The sequence below is a fragment of the Arthrobacter sp. Dra40 genome (assembly GCF_059091905.1).
In genome coordinates this window covers 17,500-35,386 of the sequence record NZ_JBNHHB010000005.1, presented here as the reverse complement: position 1 = coordinate 35,386, position 17,887 = coordinate 17,500, and the positions used below count along the sequence as shown (strand labels likewise).

General features: G+C 66.5%; 19 protein-coding genes. 9 read left to right on the top strand and 10 right to left on the bottom strand.

Annotation, left to right across the window (positions count from 1 at the left end; all coding sequences use genetic code 11):
• Positions 1-16: 16 nt before the first annotated feature.
• From AC5RWT_RS04040 to AC5RWT_RS04005, 8 genes are all read left to right on the top strand, one after another.
• Entirely contained in the window at positions 17-538 is a 522-nt protein-coding gene (locus tag AC5RWT_RS04040) for a cupin domain-containing protein (protein ID WP_494079252.1), read from the top strand.
• On the top strand, positions 535-1,488 hold the full coding sequence (locus tag AC5RWT_RS04035; RefSeq protein ID WP_494079251.1) for an isocitrate lyase/PEP mutase family protein: 954 nt from the start codon (positions 535-537) through the stop codon (positions 1,486-1,488). The genes AC5RWT_RS04040 and AC5RWT_RS04035 overlap by 4 nt, the downstream gene beginning before the upstream one ends.
• A complete protein-coding gene (locus tag AC5RWT_RS04030) occupies positions 1,488-2,414 on the top strand; it encodes an SDR family NAD(P)-dependent oxidoreductase (protein ID WP_494079250.1) in 927 nt (308 codons plus the stop codon). Before AC5RWT_RS04035 ends, AC5RWT_RS04030 begins: the two co-directional genes overlap by 1 nt.
• 35 nt (positions 2,415-2,449) lie before the next feature.
• Entirely contained in the window at positions 2,450-2,974 is a 525-nt protein-coding gene (locus tag AC5RWT_RS04025; protein WP_494079249.1) for a flavin reductase family protein, read from the top strand.
• A 60-nt stretch (positions 2,975-3,034) separates the two neighbouring features.
• Positions 3,035-3,784 (top strand): glucose 1-dehydrogenase, encoded by a 750-nt coding sequence (locus AC5RWT_RS04020; protein WP_494079248.1) that lies wholly within the window; start codon positions 3,035-3,037, stop codon positions 3,782-3,784.
• A 200-nt stretch (positions 3,785-3,984) separates the two neighbouring features.
• Positions 3,985-4,518, top strand: a complete 534-nt coding sequence (locus tag AC5RWT_RS04015; RefSeq protein ID WP_494079247.1) for an NUDIX domain-containing protein — start codon at positions 3,985-3,987, stop codon at positions 4,516-4,518.
• Positions 4,515-4,997 (top strand): riboflavin kinase, encoded by a 483-nt coding sequence (locus tag AC5RWT_RS04010; protein ID WP_494079246.1) that lies wholly within the window; start codon positions 4,515-4,517, stop codon positions 4,995-4,997. Before AC5RWT_RS04015 ends, AC5RWT_RS04010 begins: the two co-directional genes overlap by 4 nt.
• Before the next feature lie 131 nt (positions 4,998-5,128).
• Positions 5,129-5,419, top strand: coding sequence for a hypothetical protein (locus tag AC5RWT_RS04005; RefSeq protein WP_494079245.1), 291 nt, complete (start codon positions 5,129-5,131; stop codon positions 5,417-5,419).
• 552 nt (positions 5,420-5,971) lie between these two features.
• Here AC5RWT_RS04005 and AC5RWT_RS04000 read toward each other — a convergent pair.
• Entirely contained in the window at positions 5,972-6,796 is an 825-nt protein-coding gene (locus tag AC5RWT_RS04000; RefSeq protein ID WP_494043441.1) for a DUF8083 family protein, read from the bottom strand.
• Position 6,797: 1 nt separating this feature from the next.
• On the bottom strand, positions 6,798-7,601 hold the full coding sequence (locus AC5RWT_RS03995) for an exodeoxyribonuclease III (protein WP_494043442.1): 804 nt from the start codon (positions 7,599-7,601) through the stop codon (positions 6,798-6,800).
• A gap of 120 nt (positions 7,602-7,721) precedes the next feature.
• Between AC5RWT_RS03995 and AC5RWT_RS03990 the strand changes: the two genes are divergently transcribed.
• Positions 7,722-8,324: a uracil-DNA glycosylase family protein gene (locus AC5RWT_RS03990; RefSeq protein WP_494079244.1), complete on the top strand. Its 603-nt coding sequence runs from the start codon at positions 7,722-7,724 to the stop codon at positions 8,322-8,324.
• Between the two features lie 3 nt (positions 8,325-8,327).
• Here AC5RWT_RS03990 and nadE read toward each other — a convergent pair whose 3' ends face one another.
• The 8 genes from nadE to AC5RWT_RS03950 form a co-directional block, all read right to left on the bottom strand.
• On the bottom strand, positions 8,328-9,152 hold the full coding sequence (gene nadE / locus AC5RWT_RS03985; RefSeq protein ID WP_494079243.1) for an NAD(+) synthase: 825 nt from the start codon (positions 9,150-9,152) through the stop codon (positions 8,328-8,330).
• Positions 9,153-9,423: 271 nt separating this feature from the next.
• Positions 9,424-10,419, bottom strand: coding sequence for a sugar phosphate isomerase/epimerase family protein (locus AC5RWT_RS03980; RefSeq protein ID WP_494079242.1), 996 nt, complete (start codon positions 10,417-10,419; stop codon positions 9,424-9,426).
• Complete coding sequence (locus AC5RWT_RS03975; RefSeq protein ID WP_494079241.1) at positions 10,409-11,608, bottom strand: Gfo/Idh/MocA family protein; 1,200 nt, start codon at positions 11,606-11,608, stop codon at positions 10,409-10,411. Before AC5RWT_RS03975 ends, AC5RWT_RS03980 begins: the two co-directional genes overlap by 11 nt.
• Before the next feature lie 87 nt (positions 11,609-11,695).
• Positions 11,696-12,544: a sugar phosphate isomerase/epimerase family protein gene (locus AC5RWT_RS03970; protein WP_494079240.1), complete on the bottom strand. Its 849-nt coding sequence runs from the start codon at positions 12,542-12,544 to the stop codon at positions 11,696-11,698.
• Positions 12,545-12,676: 132 nt separating this feature from the next.
• Complete coding sequence (locus tag AC5RWT_RS03965) at positions 12,677-13,906, bottom strand: substrate-binding domain-containing protein (protein WP_494043448.1); 1,230 nt, start codon at positions 13,904-13,906, stop codon at positions 12,677-12,679.
• Between the two features lies 1 nt (position 13,907).
• Positions 13,908-15,017 (bottom strand): ABC transporter permease, encoded by a 1,110-nt coding sequence (locus tag AC5RWT_RS03960; protein WP_494079239.1) that lies wholly within the window; start codon positions 15,015-15,017, stop codon positions 13,908-13,910.
• Positions 15,014-16,063 (bottom strand): ABC transporter permease, encoded by a 1,050-nt coding sequence (locus AC5RWT_RS03955; protein WP_494043450.1) that lies wholly within the window; start codon positions 16,061-16,063, stop codon positions 15,014-15,016. The genes AC5RWT_RS03960 and AC5RWT_RS03955 overlap by 4 nt, the downstream gene beginning before the upstream one ends.
• On the bottom strand, positions 16,060-17,820 hold the full coding sequence (locus AC5RWT_RS03950; RefSeq protein ID WP_494079238.1) for a sugar ABC transporter ATP-binding protein: 1,761 nt from the start codon (positions 17,818-17,820) through the stop codon (positions 16,060-16,062). Before AC5RWT_RS03950 ends, AC5RWT_RS03955 begins: the two co-directional genes overlap by 4 nt.
• Positions 17,821-17,887: the final 67 nt, after the last annotated feature.

The window sequence follows — 17,887 nt, the reverse complement described above, 5'->3', positions numbered from 1 at the left end:
GGAAGAGAGACTTCAAATGACATTTCCTGACCCAAAGAAGTTCCGTCTCGTCGTAGCGGGCACGACCGAATCGGGCGAGACCGACTTCATCGAGCCAGGCCCCGCCGCCGAGTTCGATTTCCCCGGCGTGTCCGCGGGCGCGTTCTACTGGGCCGTCGACGGCGGCCACAGCAAGGAGAACTTCGGCGCTCCGCCCAAGAAGGTCGCACTGGCCGGACCGAATGGATCCACCTTCGGTGTGAGCAGTTTCCCCGCGCACTCCTCGGGCGAGGTCGACGCGGGGACGCTCGACGAGAGCATGACCGCCACCGAAGACGATGGAGACGCCGGCATGCATGCCAGCGACACGATCGACTACGAGGTCGTGATCTCGGGCAAGGTTGACCTCGTGCTCCCCGGCGGCAAGAAGCGCACGCTCGTTCCGGGCGACCTGCTCGTCATGGCGGGCGTACCCCACGCCTGGAAGAACCCGTACGACGAGGACTGCGTCTACATCGTTGTAACGGTCGGCTTCAACACCCCGGAGGTCACGTCGTGAGCCTGACTTCACCCGGCAAGGCGCTGCGGGCGGTCTTTGAGAGCAAAGAGACGGCTCTGATGCCGTTCGGAGCCCTGCCGATCCACGCGCAAATGGCGCAGCACGCCGGCTTCGGCGCGTTCCAGCTCTCGGGTGGCATGTCCGCCTGGTGGCAGGGCGTTTCCGACACAGGATGGCTCACATTGACTGAGGTCGTCGAGCACGCGAAACGCACGGCCCGCGCTGTCGACATCCCCATCTACTGCGACGCCGACACCGGCTTCGGCGCGCCGATCAACGTGCAGCGCACCGTCATGGAGTTCATCGACGCTGGCGTCGGCGGCATTCATATCGAGGATCAGCGCGAGCCGAAGAAGTCAGGCGGTGTCGCGGGGATCGAACTGGTCCCGGACGCCGAGGCGGTCGGTCGCCTCAATGCCGCGGTCGACGCACGTGACAAGTACGGCGCGGACTTCGTGATCGTCGCGCGCACCGACGGCTACGGCGCGGCCGGCGGCGGAGTTGACGAGGCGATTCGCCGCGCACAGCTGTACAAAGCCGAGACCGGCGCCGACGTCATCTTCTTCGAGGGCTTCCACACGTGGGAGCAGGCAGAACTCGCGCTGAAGGAGACTCCCGGGCCCGCATACGCCATCGGAGTTCCGATGATCGGGCGCAAGAGTGTCGCCGAAATGACCGCCATCGGTCAGGCCATCCAGCCCGTGCCCTTCGTGCTGCCCGGGATTAATGAGGTGTGGCGACTGCTCATGCAGGTGAAGGAGTCGGGCGAGGCTACGCCGCTCGCCGAGTACATCGACCGCATGACCGAGGACACCGACGGCATCGGTTGGGGCGCGATGTTCGGGCGACCCTCGACCGACTACGTGCGTGAGACGGAAGAGAAGTTCCTTCCGCAGGACTCCCAGCGCGACTACGAAAATAACCTTCACGCAGGAGAACGGAGCTACTAATGAGCGAACAGCTTGATTTCAATGGACGGGTGGCGATCGTTACCGGCGCAGGGCAGGGGATGGGGCGCGAGCATGCCAAAATGCTGGCCTCCCGCGGGGCGCGCGTCGTCGTCAACGACCTCAACGCGGCCAATGCTGCCGACGCGGTGGCCGAGATCAACGAGGCTGGCGGCACCGCGGTGGCTGACGCCCATAACGTCGTCACCGGATCGTCCGACATCGTCCAGGCGGCGCTCGATGCGTTCGGGCAGCTGGACATCGTCGTCAACAACGCCGGCATCAACGCCTTCGGCCGCTTCTGGGAGATGGACTCCGACACGTGGTGGCGCATCTTCGACGTCGCAGTGAAGGGCGTCGTCGGGGTCTCGCGCGCCGCGATGCCGCACCTCATCGCCTCGGGCAGCGGCCGCCTGATCAACATCTCGTCGAACGGGGTCATGGGAGTGCCGACCGACACAGCCTACAACGCTGCGAAGGCAGCGATCTGGGGACTGAGCATCAGCCTCGCGGCCGAGGCGCGGGAGGTCGGGGTGCAGGTCTCCACGCTGATGCCGGTTGCGTTGACGCCGATGACCGAGGACGCGTTCCCTAACCCGGTCATCCAAGACGCCATGCGCACGACGGTTCCGCCCAGCGCTGTATCTGCCTTCGTGACGTGGCTGGCTCACCAAGACACCACAGTTTACGGCGAGACGTTCGAGATCGCCGGGGTAGCGGCAGGCCGCGTGACCATTGCCGGCATGCCGCGAATGAAGGTCGAGGTGCCGACGCCAGAGGCCTGGGCCGACAGCGGGGATGCGCTTATGAAGGACGGCGAACTGCGTCAGTTCCGCAATGCGAGCGAGTCGTTCCGCGACCAGATGGTGTACCTGGCGCCCGAGCTCGACGCGGTGCTCCCCGCCGACGCAGCGGACGTGTCGAGGTGACCGCGATGTCTGTGGCAGAGAAGGAAGGACTAGTCATGATTCAGAACAGGCTGTGCGGTTTCGATGACGATCCGATGATCGTGCGTCAAACGTTCGCGCAGTTCCCCTCGGGCGTCGCGGCACTGGCAGCCGATATCGACGGCGTGAAGCACGCGCTCGTCGCATCCTCCTTTATGGTCGGTGTGTCCCTGGAACCGTGCCTCGTCGCGGTCGCGGTGCAGAAGACGTCCGAGACGTGGGACCACATTTCGAAGGCCAGCCGCCTCGGCGTCTCGATCTTCGGGAAGGGGCAGGGCGGGCTCACTCGACAGCTCGCCAGCAAGAATCGCGCGGCGCGGTTTGAGCAGGTCGCGGTCGAGGCCAGCGACGACGGAGCTGTCTTCATCGACGGGGCGGCACTGTGGCTCGACTGCTCGATCTCCTCGGTCTCGGAAGCCGGCGATCACTGGATGGTACTGCTCGAAGCGCACCGGCTCGGTGCCGGTGAGAACGAGCCGCTCGTCTGGCACGGTTCAACGTTCCGCGAGCTCGCGGATCTTCCGGCCGCCGACGCCGCGTAACGGAATCGATCCCATCAACTACGCGCCGCATTGTCGGTGCACCGGAAGAAAGAGGTCCCAATGGGACGCTTGGACAACAGGGTCGCGATCATCACGGGCGCAGCAGTCGGGATGGGTGCCGAGCACGCGCGCCTGTTCGTCGAGGAGGGCGCGAAGGTCGTCATCACCGACCTCAACGAGACAGACGGCGCAGTGCTCGCGGAGGAACTTGGCGAGAACGCGTTCTTCGTGAGTCACAACGTCGCCGATGCCGACTCGTGGACAGCTGTCATGGCCGCGGCTGTCGAGAAGTTCGGTCCCGTCACGGTGCTCGTGAACAACGCCGGGCTCTCGGGGCCCAACGCGTTCACAGCGGACCTCGACCCGGAGACGTTCAGCAAGGTCGTCGCGGTCGATCAGACCGGGGTGTTCCTGGGAATGCGCGCCGTGCTGCCCGGCATGATCGAGGCCGGTGGCGGCTCGATCGTCAACATCTCGTCGGCAGCGGCGATGGCCCACCTGCCGGGGACGCCCAACGTGGCCTACACGGGTGCAAAGGCCGCCGTCCGGGGCATGACCAAGGCCACCGCGATCGAGTATGGGCCGCACAATGTCCGCGTCAACTCGGTTCACCCGGGCGCGATCCTCACCCCGATGGCGAAGAATCTGAACGACGCCGAGACGCTGGACGAGATCGCTCAGACGCTCCCGATCCGCCGGTTCGCCGATCCGCGGGAGGTCTCGTACGCGGTGCTGTTCCTCGCATCCGACGAGGCTTCCTACATGACCGGCAGCGAACTCGTCGTCGACGGCGGACGCCTGGCCGAGTAAGAGAGCTCGCGCGTTCGCGGGTGTGGCTCCGCCCTTCTCACTCAAGAAAAGGGCGGAGCACACTTGCGAAAGTGTGAGTGGCCTCGACCGCTCAGGCGTCGGTCGCGATCGGTAATGCGAAGGGGCAGCCTTGTACCCTCGGCCGACCGAACGCCTGCCGGTTTACCGCCAAAACAGCGTTCCCAGTGTGAGGAGAGGAAATGAGCACGATCATCCGATCTCTTGGCGTCAGGTGTTCCTCTGACGCTGCAAGTAGCATCCCTGCGGCCCGCGTCGTCATCGCTGCCGTGGTCGAGTGGCGGGGCAGGATTGCCTTGTTCAGAAGGAGTCGTCAGATCGGCCATGACAGTGGCCTTTGGCACTGCATCACGGGGTTTGTGGAAGCCTGTGCAACACCCGAACAGCAGGCTCTTGAAGAGTTATTTGAAGAAACGGGGCTGCAGGCCAAAGACCTCCTTGACCTCCGGCAGGGACCGGTTCTGGTGGTCGCCGATGGCTCGGGAACTCCCTGGCTGGTTCACACCTTTACTGCCCTGACATCCCGCCGGCGGTTAAGAACCAACTGGGAACACGACTCTTACCGGTGGACTGCCCCGCACAAGGCAAAGCGCTTTACTAATCGGGTCATCTGGCTGGACGAAGTGCTCGCCGCAACCGGCCATTGCCCCGCTACCGTCCCGGAACCACAGCCACGGACCAACATAAAACAGCTAGATCTGCGAGTGAGTCAATGAAAGCCATTACCGAAGTGAGCGCCTCTTCCGTCGGTAGTCACCAACTGCCGGGCGCCGTCGTTGTGCCTCAAATCGGCGCCGCCGTCCGGCTTGAAGGCGTAGTTGAGCATGGTGATGCCCGCGGCCGGGAGCTTGGTTATCCCACGGCCAACATCTCCGTGCCGAACGCGAAGATTCGGGACGGTGTCTGGGCGGGCACTGTCTGCCTTGGGCCGGAAGGGCTGGGCGAGACATATGCTGCCGCTGTCTCGGTGGGGCGCCGCCCGACGTATTACCGCAAAGGAACGCGCCTGCTGGAAGCTCACCTTCTGGACTACACCGGTGACTTGTACGGTCGCATCGTTATGGTGAGTCTGCACGTTTATATACGCCCCCAGCGCAGATTCCACGGAACCGATGAACTGGTAACCCAGATCAGGCACGACGTGGCCAGGGCGCGTTCCTGGGCCATGCGTACTGACGAGGAATTTTGGTCGTGAGAGATCACAGGCGACAATCCGACGGCGCCGCATCGGACCGACGATTCACAGCCGCACCTCTGCCCCTCCGGCAGTGGCGGCTGCCGGCCCAAACGGGCGCAGCCGCTGCTGCCCAAGCCCCCGTAAGTCACTTGACACTCAACCGCGCAACGCCCAGCAAACACGGCGCATGGAGCCTGCTGATCAACGCTCTGGTGGAAATCCGACACGACGGCCAAGTCATCAGAACCGGCTTCGTCGAAGACGCCATGCCCGACTCCTCCATACTCTGGATCGCCGCGGACGCCAACGGCCCCCGCCAAATGTTTGAAGCGTCCCAGGGACATCAGGTGTGGGTCACGCCCCAGGAACTGCCCGACGGCCTCCGCTACCGGATGACTAAGAACCAGATCTTCAGAGCCGCATCCACGCGCAACGCATAAGCAACCAACCAACCCAGACAGCTGAACCTTCAACAGGCAACTGTGCCGGTGAATTCCAAGGATTCTGAAGATATCCGAAAGCGCGCCAGCACCTCCGTCAGAACTCTCATGGGTTGGTGCTTCCGTTTGCTTCCCGGGGGAGGAGAGGGATCCTGTGCCCGCCCAATTCCGACTGCGAAACCGATAAATTACGTGGGGTGCCGGAAGGTTTTGCGTTGATTGTAGTTCCCGTTGTTCGCGCCGATAATCGACGTTATGACAACCGTGGTCTGACTTGAGACCTTCTCTCGCGGTGCCTAAGCAAATGGTCCGGTCTCAGCGTCGATGCCGGTGAGGGTCTCTCGGATGTCCTCGCTGTGCTGCTCGTGCGTCATTCGGTGGCCGGGCCTCAGTGTGGCGCGCGATTTGAGTGAATAAGCGGTGGAGGCTGGCCGCGCTGAAGGGTAAGGCGCGGCGGGAGGTGCCGCGGATCCACCCGCACGAACTGGTGATCAGGGCGTCAACAGGCCCACCGTCGTCGTAAATCAGGGCCGCCGGGCTTTCGGCGTCCAGTCAGGAGGCGCGGGCCAGTTGGCGGATCTTGATCCAGCGCCCTGCGAGGCGGCGGTACGCGGCAGCGGCGCCGGTCATGTCTCCGTCGGCCAGCGACTCGATGCCGGCGTGGACGTCCGACGGCGATTCGTCCGGGTAGACCAGTTCAGCCACGCGGCCATAGTCCAGCTCCACAATGGCGTCGGCCGTGAAGGTCTCCAGCCACTCGATCAGCTCGGTCAATTCTTCCAGCAGATCCAGCCCCGGGGCGGCCACGGCCAGCGAGGCCGCCGCGTAACGGGCGCGGTCGATGCATTGCGGCACCGGGGCGGCCAGGCGGACGGTCTGCAGCGTGTGGTCCGTCTCCACCCTTTCGGTGTGGTCGTCCTCGCGGAACAGCACGAACCAGCCGAACGGAATGCCCCAGGTGGAACTGCGCGTGTGCAGCTTGGCCAGCGATTCCACAAAGTTGTCTGGATCCAGCCGCGACTGCTGGGCGTCGCGCGCGGCCTCCGGCACCAGCAGCCCCAGCAGCGGATCCCGCAGACTGCTGGAGAGCGATTCGGCGGCCAAGGTACTGCGGACGGCCAGCTGGTTGGGACAGTACCGCGGGGCGGTGATGCCATCCGCCGTCGGGTAATGCAATACCCGGATCAGGTCCTCGCTGGTATGCGGGAACGGATCGGACACCGTGCGCGTGATCCGGCGCAGCGAGTCACCGCGGTCCAAGTTCTCCGTCACGTCCCGACCGCGGCCGCGCTGGCTCATGATGAGCAGCTGCTGGTCGTCGTCGAACACGTCGAGTGGTTCGAAGACCCGCAGGTAGGAGACGTACGGAAACTTCATCTCAATCCAGCTCCGCAATGACCGGTGCGTGGTCCGAGGCGCCCTTGCCCTTGCGCTCCTCGCGGTCGATCATCGCACCACTGACGCGGGCGGCCAGCGCCGGGGAGGCCAGGATGAAGTCGATGCGCATGCCCTCCTTCTTGGGGAAGCGCAGCTGAGTGTAATCCCAGTAGGTGTAGACGCCGGGACCGGGCGTGTGCGGCCGGACCACGTCCACGAATCCGGCCTCCTCGAAGGCGCGGAAAGCGGAGCGCTCCGGCTCGGTGACGTGCGTGGCGTTTTGGGCGCGGAACCATTCGATGTCCCAGACGTCGTCGTCCGTGGGGGCGATGTTCCAGTCACCCATCAGGGCGAGGTTCAGGGTGGGGTCAGCCTGAACCCAGCTGGCGGCTTCTTCTTTCAAGGCCTTCAGCCAGTTCAGCTTGTAGGGCATGTGGGGATCGTTGACTGCCCGGCCGTTGGGAACATACAGGCTCCAAACCCGCACGCCGCCGCACGTTGCGCCGATGGCGCGGGCCTCGGCTGCGGTGATCTCTTCCGTCTTGCCGAAGTGCGGCTGGCCGGGAAAGGTCCGTTCCACGTCATCCAGGCCCACGCGGGAGGCGATGGCCACGCCGTTCCACTGGTTCAGGCCGAAGTGCGCCACTTCGTAGCCGTTCTTCTCGAACAGGTCCCACGGGAAGTTCTCATCCTTGGCCTTGGTCTCCTGGATGGCCAGGACATCCACGTCGGAGCGCTGCAGCCAGGCCTCAACGCGGTCGGCGCGGGCACGGATCGAGTTCACATTCCAGGTAGCAATCTTCACAACAGCTAGGTTACCCAAACGGGGCATGCATCGCTCCCCGTCCGGGCGAAACGGGCTGCGCCGAGCTTAAACCACGCAGAGGACCCTGCGGCTGGCTTGGGCCGGGGGTATGTTGGAGACATGTTCGCCGATAAGCCGCAGTCACTCGCAGATCCGAACGAACAGCAGCAGAGGAAAGCCATGCTGCAAACCGAGCCGGCCATTCAAGAACTTGAAGAATGGCGGGAAGGGTTTGCCAAGACACGGACCGAACCCGTACCGCATTTTGACCCGGCGGATGCCGGTTCCGCGGCACGGGTGCTCTTCTTGCTCGACAGCCCCGGAAGCAACGCCGTCACCGCCGAGGGGCTGGGATTCGTCTCAGTCGACAACCCGGACCAGGCCGCCGAACGGTGCTGGAACGAACGGAACGAGGCGGAGCTTCACGACGGAATCCTCCAGTGGAACACGGTTCCCTTTTTCCTGGACGGTGCCGAGCCGACACCGGTCCAGACCATCGCCGGGGTCAAGGCGCTCAAGTCGGTCATGAGGCTGCTGCCTCGCCTCGAAGTGGTGGTGCTGTGCGGGACCTTCACCAAGGCCCAGTGGGCCAAGCACATGGGTGCGTTCACCCGGCCCACTGTCATCAAGGCGCCCAGCCCCGGCGGCAAGGCCTTGATCAGCAAGAAAAACCAAGAAGACTTCCGCAAGGCAGTGAGGCGGGCGAAGGGCCTGGTCGGCTGAGCGTCAGCTCCGCCACCACTTGTCCAGGATGGTCACCGGGGTGGTGCGCTTGTGCCTGGTCAGCAGGTAGCGCTGCTCGATCTTCTCGGCGACCTCATCGGGGACCGTACCGCCCTCTAGGTATTCGTCGATGTGGTCGTAGCTGATGCCCAGTTCGTCTTCATCCGTGCGGCCTGGCCTGTCATCCAGCAGGTCCGCCGTCGGCACTTTGTGCGCCACCTGGTCACTGGCGCCCAAGTGTTCCAGGAGTTGGCGGTTCTGCCGCTTGTTCAGCCCAAAGAGCGGCAGCACGTCGGCGGCACCGTCGCCGAACTTCGTGAAGAAGCCGGTCACCGACTCTGCGCCGTGGTCGGTGCCCAGCACCAAGTAGTTGTGCTGTCCGGCCAGCGCGTACTGGGCCATCATCCGGGCGCGGGCCTTGATGTTGCCCTTGTTGAAGTCAGTGATCTCCTCGCCGGTGGTCGCCGTGAACTCGGACTGGAAACCCTCAACGGCCGACTTGATGTTGAACGTCCATGACGTCGTCGGCTTGATGAAGTCCATCGCGGCCTGGGCGTCGTCTTCGTCATGCTGGACGCCGTAGGGCAGACGTACGGCCACGAAGGTGGCGTCGACACCCTCGGCCTTGAGCTCGTCCACGGCCAGTTGGGCGAGCTTGCCGGCGAGGCTGGAGTCGATCCCGCCGCTGATGCCCAGCACGAAGCCCTTGGTGCGGCTGCTCTTGAGGTAGTCCTTGAGGAATCCGACGCGCCGGGCGACTTCCTGCGCCGGGTCGATGGAGGGCTGGACGCCCAGTTCGTCGATGATCGTGGCCTGAAGTTCACGCATGACCACAGCCTACTGGAGGACCGCGGCCGGGTGTCCACGTTTTGGCGGGCACATGAGCATTTCCGCAGGTCAGGGGCTCGCGTCGCGTCAGAACGTGGACAGTTGGCGCTGAACGTGGACAGTTGTGGCGGCACTGGCCCGGCCCCGCGGGCGGCCCCAGCCTCGGCCCCGACCCCGCCCGGCGCAGACCCGCGGGCCCGCCCCCGCACGGCCTCGGCCCCGACCCCGCCCGGCGCAGACCCGCGGGCCCGCCCCCGCACCCAGCCCCGCCCTACTGCTTGAACGCGGCGTCGAAAGAGACCGACGGCGGCTCGAAGTCGAATCGCTTCAGGAACTCCAGCGCTTCCGGGGCCCCCTGCAGCCGGTCCATCCCGGCGTCCTCCCACTCCACCGAGATCGGCCCGTCGTAACCGATCGCCACCAGCGCCCGAAAACTGGCCTCCCACGGCACGTCGCCCCGCCCGGTGGAGACGAAGTCCCAGCCGCGCCGCGGGTCGCCCCACGGCAGGTGCGAGCCAAGCCGGGTGTTGCGCCCGGTGATCCGCAGCTTCGTGTCCTTGCAGTCCACGTGGTAGATCCGGTCCTTGAAATCCCAGATCAGCGAGACCGGGTCGATGTCCTGCCACATCATGTGGCTCGGATCCCAGTTGATCCCGAACGCCTCCCGGTGTCCCACGGCCTCCAGCGCCCGCACCGTGGACCAGTAGTCATAGGCGATCTCGGACGGGTGGATCTCGTGCGCGAACCGCACGCCGCATTCGTCGAACACGTTTAAAATCGGGTTCCAGCGGTCGGCGAAGTCCTGGTAGCCGGCCTCGATCACGTGGGCCGGCACCGGCGGAAACATCGCCACGTATTGCCAGATAGAGGACCCGGTGAACCCGACCACCGTCTTCACCCCGAGCCGCTGCGCCAGTCGCGCGGTGTGCATCATCTCCTCCGCCGCCCGCGTCCGCACTCCCTCCGGATCGCCGTCGCCCCAGACGCGCTCGCCGACGATCGCCTGGTGCCTGAAGTCGATCGGGTCGTCGCAGACCGCCTGCCCCTTCAGGTGGTTGGAGATGGCCCAGACCTTCAATCCGTGGCGCTCCAGGATGCCCAGCCGGTCGGCGATGTAGTCGTCGTCGTCCCAGCGCCACGCGTCCAGATGGTCGCCGGACACCGCGATTTCCAGGCCGTCGTAGCCCCAGCCGGCGGCCAGTTCCGCCACCTTCTCGAAGGGCAGGTCCGCCCACTGGCCGGTGAACAGGGTGAAGTTACGGGGCATCGGTTGCTCCTGTCGCTGAAAGGTCGTGGCGGGTGCCGGGTTCGGCGAGGACGACGGCGGTGCCCTCCTGCGCGGCGCTGCGCACCATGGCGTCCAGCACCTTTTGCACCGCCAGGCCGTCCTCGAAACTGGGGCTGGGTGCCGAGCCGGTGGCAACGGCGGTCAGGAAATCCGCGGCCTGGCTGGTAAACGTGTGGTCCCAGCCGAGCACGTGCCCGGGCGGCCACCAGGCCTGCAGGTAGGGGTGCGACTGTTCGGTGACCAGGATCCTCGCCGCACCGGCCAGCCCTGGCGGGGCACCGGCGTCGTAATAGTAGAGCTCATTCAGCCGCTCCAGGTCGAAGCTGAGGTGCCCGCCCGATCCGTACACCTCTATCCGCAGCGCGTTCTTGCGGCCGGTGGCCATCCGGGTGACCTCCAGGCTGGCCACCGCGCCGGAATCCAGCCGCAGCGTGGCCCAGGCGGCGTCGTCCACCGTCACCGGTTCCGGCCCGTCCGGACCCTGCCGGGTGTCCACGAAGGTGTTGAGCGTTGCGGACACGGAGGTGACCCGCGCGCCGAGCAGGAAGTGGATCTGGTCCACCGCGTGCGAGGCCAGGTCACCGAGCGCCCCGGAGCCGGCGGACTCACGGCGCAGCCGCCAGGTCATCGGCGTGGCATCGTCGGCCAGCCAGTCCTGCAAATAGGCGATCCGCACCTGCCGAACGGTGCCCATCCTGCCCTCGGCGATCAGCTGCCGGGCCAGGGCCAGCGCCGGAACCCGACGGTAGTTGAAGCCGACCATCGCCTGCACACCGGCGGCCCGGGCGGTGCGGGCGGCGGCCGCCATGAGCTCGGCCTCGGCCACGGAGTTGGCCAGCGGCTTCTCCACGATCACGTGCTTACCGGCCTCCAGCGCGGCCACGGCCAGCTCAGCATGCAAGTGTCCCGGAGTGCAGATGTCCACTATCTGCACATCGTCGCGCGTCAGGACGGCACGCCAATCGGTGGAGCCCTCGGCCCAGCCGTAGCGGGCGGCGTCCGCGGCCACGCCGTGCGGGTCCCGGCCGGCCAGGACCCGCTGCGTCACCGCGGGCCCGCCGGGATAGAAGGCGGAGACGTTGCGCCAGGCATTCGAGTGCGCCTTGCCCATGAAGGCGTGCCCCAGCACTGCCACGCCCAGCGGCGGCCCGTCCGGATTGGCGGTCATTGTCTTCTCCTTCGTGCTCGTCGTCTGTAGTGCGGCCCGGTCTGTGCTGCGGCGGAACCAGCGGCTGAAAGGCCCGCGCCGCCGCGGTTAGATGCTGCGCAGGAACGCCAGCCCGTCCTCGGCCAGCCGATCCTGGCTCGGTGCCAGCGGCCGCCAGATCGATGCGGCCGTGGCGATGGCGGCGTTGTCCGCGGTGAAGCTCTCAATGTTCAGTGGGCCGGCATAGCCCACCTCGTCCAGCGCCGCGACCAGCGCCGGCCAGTCGGTCTGGTCGCCGCCCGGGGCTCCGCGGTCGTTGCCGCAGACCTGCAGGTGGACCAAGTGCTCTCCGGCGGCGCGGATGGCCGCGGAACTGGAACGCTCTTCGATGTTCAGGTGGTAGCTGTCCAGCGCCAGCCCCACGCCGTGCCCGAGCAGCGGTTCCAGCGCCTCAAGCGCCTGCTCCACGGTGTTGATCAGCGAGGTCTCGTACCGGTTCAGCGGCTCGATCCCCAGCACGACGCCGGCCGCTTCGGCCCGGGCGGCCAGCGGTGCCAGATTCGCGCGCAGCTGGCGGTACGCCTCGGCCCGGTCGTCGGCGTCCATTCGCCAGACCCGTCCCGTGCTCGAGTAGAACGGGCCGCACACGGCCGGGGCGCCGAGCTCGTGCGCCAGGTCGATGCAGGCGGCCAGATAGTCCTGCGTAGCCTGCACCGAACCGGCCTCGGCTAGGACAAGGTCGCGGCCCGGTGCCATGGCTCCCACCAGGTAGGGCTTCAGGGCGGTGGCCGCCAGGGCGTCCCGGGCGGTGCCGGCGGTGAAGTCGCCGGGGTTCTCCAACGGCAGTTCCACCGCGTCGAACCCCATCCCGGCGATTTTCGCCAGCAGCTGCGGCAGCACGGCGTCGGTCAGCGGGGACTGCCACACCCAGGTGTTGACCCCGATCGGCCGGTCCATCGTGTACCTCCCTCTGCGGTCATCACTGCCGTGCGAGTTGCCGCTGGTGCCGTGCTCCATCCGCCCGACCAGGGGCCCGGGCGGGAACAACGTGTCCGGCCGGGTCCCCACACCCGGCCGGACACGCCTGCCTTACGGAATCTGGCGCTTCTGCCAGACCTCCGGGTAGCCCGGCAGGTCCTCGCCGCCGAACTTCGCGTAGTGGCCGTCCGGCATGCCGTCATTGCGCTTCAGCCAGTCGTCCAGCTCCTCGGCCGGGATCGGCTTCTGCGGCAGCACCCACTCGGCCGGAACCTCCTCGCCGGCGAAGATCTTCTGCACCGCCAGCAGCGGGGTGCGCCACTGGAAGTTGGAGTAAACGGGAGCCAGCGCGTCGATGCCGGTGTCCTTCCACTTGCGCAGGAAGCTCAGCTCGTCCTCGCCGGTCATCACCGGCAGGTCCTTGCCCGCGTCCTCGAAGGCCTCGATTGCTGCCACCGCGCCGTCGCCGGCATCCATCCAGACACCCTGCACGTCGCCGGTGGCCAACGCGTCGGAGATGATCTTCTTGATCTCGGTCGGATCAGCGCCGGTGAAGTAGTCGGTGGCCTCGATCCCCTTCTCCTTGAAGATCTTCTCCGCCGCCGCCCAGCGCTGCTCCAGCACGTCCACACCGGGCAGGATGCGCAGTGCCACCACCTTGTCGCCTTGCTTCAGCCGGTCGGTGAGGAAATTGGCGCTGTCGATGCCCCACGCGAAACCGCCGATCGGGTGGATGAACGTGGTGGCGCAGTCGGTCTCCACGCCGCGGTCGAACACCACTACCGGCTTCCCGGTCTTGCAGGCCCGTTCGACCGCCGGCGTCAGCGCCGCCGTCGCATTCGGTGAAATGACGAAGGCGTCGCACTTGCCTTCGCTGATGAAGTAGTCGATGTCCGCAATCTGGGTGTCGGAGTCGTCCTGCGCGTCGCGGGTCTCCATCTCGGAGATCACGCCCTTGTCCTGGAGCACTTTCAACTGCTGGTTCATGGTGATCCAGCCGGTCTGCCGCCATGGGTTGGAGATGGACGCGTTGGCGAAGCAGACCTTCTTGGCACCCTTGGAAGCGAAGTCGGAGGTATCGGTCATGTCGCCAGCGATGTACTGCAGCCACGGCTGTTTGGCGTCGCCTTGGAAGTCTGCGGTGCGCTGTTCGAATTGCTCGTCATAGAGCGCCTGATTGAACCACTCCTGGGAAGCCTCGGTGGATTCCGCCGGTGATGGCGCGCCGCCGGGGCCGCCGGTGTCTTCGGTGATCGATTGATCGGTGGTGCAGGCCGTCATGGCCAGTAACGAGACGGCCGCTGTGAGCGCGACCGCGGTACTAAGACGTTTCCTCGTCATGTCAGTTCCCTCCCTTGTCGGTGCCCTCAGCGGGCTCTGGTGCCGCAGTGATTCGTTGTTGTTCGGATTGCGCGGCCGCAGAGCCTCCGCGGCGCTTGCGTTGCCAGGACTGCGCGGCGGCAGCTACGGCGACGATGATGATGGCGCCCTGCACGGTGGGCCGCCAGGTGGACGCCACGCCCATGAAATTCAGCAGCGTGAACAGCAACTCCAGCGCAAAGGCACCGGCGGCGGCGGAAAGCACCCAGCCGCGCCCACCGCCCAGCACCACCCCTCCCAGTACGACGGCGGTGATCGCCGTGAACTCGTAGCCCCGCCCCACTGACGGGTGGACTCCGGCGTAACCCACCAGCAGGATTCCGGAGACGGTGGCGGCGAGCGAGGAGAGCATGAAGGCGCGGGTGCGCACCCACCAGACCCGGGCGCCGGTCAGCGCGGCGGCGGCGTCGTTGTCGCCCACGGCGAGCAGCGTGCGGCCGTAGGGCCGGCGCATCAACCAGAAGGCCAGCACTGCGGCCACGGCCAGAATCAACACCGGATACGGGATGATCCCGAACACCGGGACGTCCTTAATGCCGCCGCGGCCGATCTGCCGGAAACTGTCCGCCGGATTGCCTTGGGCGGCGCCGCCGGTCCAGTACAACACCAGACCCAGCAGGGCCAGCATCATGCCCAGCGTGACGATGAAACTGGGCACCCGCAGCAAGGTGGTGATCAAGCCGTTGATCAAGCCGATGACCGCGCCGAGGACGAACATCAGCACCAGCACCGGGACGACCTTGGAGTCGTCGTCGCGGATCAAGTTGCCCGCCACGATGACCTGCATGGTGACGACGGAACCCATCGACAGGTCGAATTCACCGGAGACGATCACGAAGTATTGCCCGATCGCCGCGATCGCAATCGGGGCGGTGCGGCCAATGAAGCGGATGAGGGATTCGGGCTCGCCGAACGACGGGTTCTGGATGATGATAGCCACCAGCAGCGCCAGCAGCAGGACGAAGACGCCGCCGCCGGGCGTCCGCAGGCCGCGCAGGAACCGTTCGCCGCGGCTGGCCCGGTTCTGCTGCAGGACGGCGCGGCCGGCCGCCGGGTCCAGGATCGTACTCATGGCTGGATCTCCTGTTGGTGCCCGCCGTGCCCGAAGCGCGGGGGCCGGGTGACGATGGTGCGGCGGGCGTAGACGGCGACGGCGACCACGATCACCACGCCCCGGACCACGTCCTTGAGGAACGGGTTGATCTGCAGCACGGACATGATGTTGTCCAGCATCGCGAAGATCAACACCCCGCCCAGTGTGCCGACGACCGAACCCTTGCCGCCGGCCAGCAGGGTTCCGCCCAGCACGACGGCGGCGATCGACAGCAGGTCGTAGCCGCCTTGCGAACCGACCGTTGGGCTGCCGACGCCCAGCCGGCTGGCCAGCAGCAGGCCGGCCATGCCGGCCAGGACCGAGCAGGTCACGTGGGCGGTGATCACGGCGCCGGGGACCCGGACGCCGGACATGCGGGCCACCTCCCGGTCGCCGCCCACCGCATAAATGTGGTGGCCGATCCGCGTGCGGTGCAGCATCAGCAGCACCAGCGCGGCGCAGGCAAGCATGATCAGCGTGGAGATCGGCACCGGCCCCAGGCCGGTGGCGCCGATCAGCCGGAAGGAGAACGGGGTCTGGCCGAAACTGCCCTTGAAGTTGGTGCCCAGATAGCCGCTGATAATCAGGCCCATGCCCAGCGTGGCAATGAAGCCGTGCACCTTGAGGCCTGCGACTATCAGGCCGTTGGCCAAGCCGATCACCGCCGAGACCCCGAGTGTCAGGGCCACGGCGGCCGGCACGTTCCCGCTCTGGTTGGCCATGACGCCGGCGCCGATCAGGCTGGCCAGGCTGGTCACATAAGATACGGAAAGATCGAGGCTGCCGACCAGGATCACCAGGGTTTGGCCGATGGCGATGAAGCCCAGCACGCTGGTGCCGGTCAGGATGGCGGAGATGTTGCCCGGGCTGAAGAAGTTGCGGCCGGTGGTGGCCACCAGAATGCTGCCGGCGATCAGGACCAGCAGCGCCACCAGATAGACGATCTGGGTGGAGCTCAGCCTGGCGAAAAAACCGCCGGCCTGTGCTGATGGTTTGGCCCGGGTTGCGGAGCTCGTCGTCGTCATGCCGTGCCTCCGGTCGTGCTGCCATCTTCCGGAACGCGGGGCCAGCCGTCGGGCCGGCCTTCGCTCAGTTGCGCGGCGCCGTCGGGCTGGCCGCCGCTCGGGGGCGCCGCGCCGTCGGGCTGGACGCCGCCCGGGTGCGCGGCGCCGTCGGGCTGGGGGTCTAGGAGGTGCCCGCCCTCGGACGCCGGGCCGGGAACCCTGGCGCCGGTGGCCAGCCGCAGGATGTCCTCCTCGGTGGCACCGGCGGGGAGTTCACCGGCGAGTTGCCCGTCGCGCATCACCAGGATCCGGTCGGACATGCCGATCACCTCCGGCAGCTCGCTGGAAACCATCAGTACGCCCTTCCCCTCGGCTGCAAGCTGGCGCATCAGCCGGTACACCGCGACCTTGGCGCCGACGTCGATGCCCCGGGTTGGTTCGTCCAGCAGCACCACCCGCGGGGAGACTGCCAACCACTTGGCCAGCACGATCTTCTGCTGGTTGCCGCCGGAGAGGTACTGCACCTCCTGGTCCAAATCCCTGGCGACCACCTCCAAGGTGCTGAATGAACCGGCGACTTCGCGGCGCACGGTGGAGGTTCGGCCGGGGAACACGGCGCGGACCACGCCCAGCGCGTTGTCCAGCAGCGACTGGTTCAGGCTCAGGCCCTGCGCCTTGCGGTCCTCGGTAATCAGCGCGATGCCGTGCCGGACCGCCTGGCGCGGAGAGTGTGGACGCACCGGCCGGCCGTCCAACTGCATGGTGCCGCGGTTGAACGGTGCGGCGCCGAAGACCGCGTGCAGCAATTCCGTGCGGCCGGACCCCTGGAGTCCGGCGACTCCGACGATCTCGCCGGGCATCAGCCGCAGGCCGATGCCGTCGAGCTGGTCGTTGCCGGCGTCGTCCAGTTCCAGCAACGGGGTGGGGGGCGTCGCCTCGCCGGGGGCGGCCGCCGGGCTTTCCGCCGCGGGCTCGGCCGGGAGCTTGTCCGGGAAGTAGGCGGAGATGGGCCGGCCCACCATCATTCGGACCAGCGACGCGTCGTCGAGTTCGGCGGCGGGCTTGGTATCTACGATCCGCCCGTCCTTGAGCACGGTGATGCTCTGGCAAAGGTCGAAGATTTCGCGCAGCCGGTGCGAGACGTAGAGGATTCCGGTTCCGCGTTCGGCCAGGCGCTGCACGATGCCGTACAACAGGGAGACTTCCGGACCGGACAAGGCGGCGGTCGGCTCGTCCATGGAGATGATCCGGGCGTCGTAGCTGACCGCCTTGGCGATCTCCACGATCTGTTGCTCGGCCACGGACAGCGACCGCGCCAGCGAGGTGGGACGGATGAACCCGATGCCCAGGGAATCCAGCAGGTCGGCGGTGGCCGCGTTCATCTTCGCCCGGCTGACGAACAGGCCTTTGCGGGGTTCGCGGCCCAGATAGATGTTCTCTGCCACCGTGCGGTCGGGCAGCAGGTTGAATTCTTGGAACACCGTGGACAGGCCGGCTTCGTGTGCCTGAGTGGGGTGGCTGAACTGCACGCTCTCGCCGCGCAGCAGCACCGTTCCCGAGTCCCGCTGGTAAACCCCTGCCAGGATCTTCATCAGGGTGGACTTTCCGGCGCCGTTTTCCCCCACGACGCCGTGGACCTCGCCCGGGTGCAGCGTTAGCGCCGCATCCTGCAGCACCGGGTTCCCAAAGAAACTCTTCGTCAGCCCGCGCACCTCGAGCACAGGCTGATCCCGCTCCGGGCCGATTCCGGCCGCATCGTTGCTGGCAGTACGCTCCACGCACCCTACTGTGGCACGCATCACACACTTTTGTCGATAGTCCAACATAAGTTGTTGAAAGGTCTTT

Coding starts and splice junctions, on each gene's coding strand:
- AC5RWT_RS04040 (WP_494079252.1), top strand. CDS start 17: ATGACATTTCCTGACCCAAAGAAGTTCCGTCTCGTCGTAGCGGGCACG.
- AC5RWT_RS04030 (WP_494079250.1), top strand. CDS start 1,488: ATGAGCGAACAGCTTGATTTCAATGGACGGGTGGCGATCGTTACCGGC.
- AC5RWT_RS04025 (WP_494079249.1), top strand. CDS start 2,450: ATGATTCAGAACAGGCTGTGCGGTTTCGATGACGATCCGATGATCGTG.
- AC5RWT_RS04020 (WP_494079248.1), top strand. CDS start 3,035: ATGGGACGCTTGGACAACAGGGTCGCGATCATCACGGGCGCAGCAGTC.
- AC5RWT_RS04015 (WP_494079247.1), top strand. CDS start 3,985: ATGAGCACGATCATCCGATCTCTTGGCGTCAGGTGTTCCTCTGACGCT.
- AC5RWT_RS04010 (WP_494079246.1), top strand. CDS start 4,515: ATGAAAGCCATTACCGAAGTGAGCGCCTCTTCCGTCGGTAGTCACCAA.
- AC5RWT_RS04000 (WP_494043441.1), bottom strand. CDS start 6,796: ATGAAGTTTCCGTACGTCTCCTACCTGCGGGTCTTCGAACCACTCGAC.
- AC5RWT_RS03990 (WP_494079244.1), top strand. CDS start 7,722: ATGTTCGCCGATAAGCCGCAGTCACTCGCAGATCCGAACGAACAGCAG.
- nadE (WP_494079243.1), bottom strand. CDS start 9,152: ATGCGTGAACTTCAGGCCACGATCATCGACGAACTGGGCGTCCAGCCC.
- AC5RWT_RS03980 (WP_494079242.1), bottom strand. CDS start 10,419: ATGCCCCGTAACTTCACCCTGTTCACCGGCCAGTGGGCGGACCTGCCC.
- AC5RWT_RS03975 (WP_494079241.1), bottom strand. CDS start 11,608: ATGACCGCCAATCCGGACGGGCCGCCGCTGGGCGTGGCAGTGCTGGGG.
- AC5RWT_RS03970 (WP_494079240.1), bottom strand. CDS start 12,544: ATGGACCGGCCGATCGGGGTCAACACCTGGGTGTGGCAGTCCCCGCTG.
- AC5RWT_RS03965 (WP_494043448.1), bottom strand. CDS start 13,906: ATGACGAGGAAACGTCTTAGTACCGCGGTCGCGCTCACAGCGGCCGTC.
- AC5RWT_RS03960 (WP_494079239.1), bottom strand. CDS start 15,017: ATGAGTACGATCCTGGACCCGGCGGCCGGCCGCGCCGTCCTGCAGCAG.
- AC5RWT_RS03955 (WP_494043450.1), bottom strand. CDS start 16,063: ATGACGACGACGAGCTCCGCAACCCGGGCCAAACCATCAGCACAGGCC.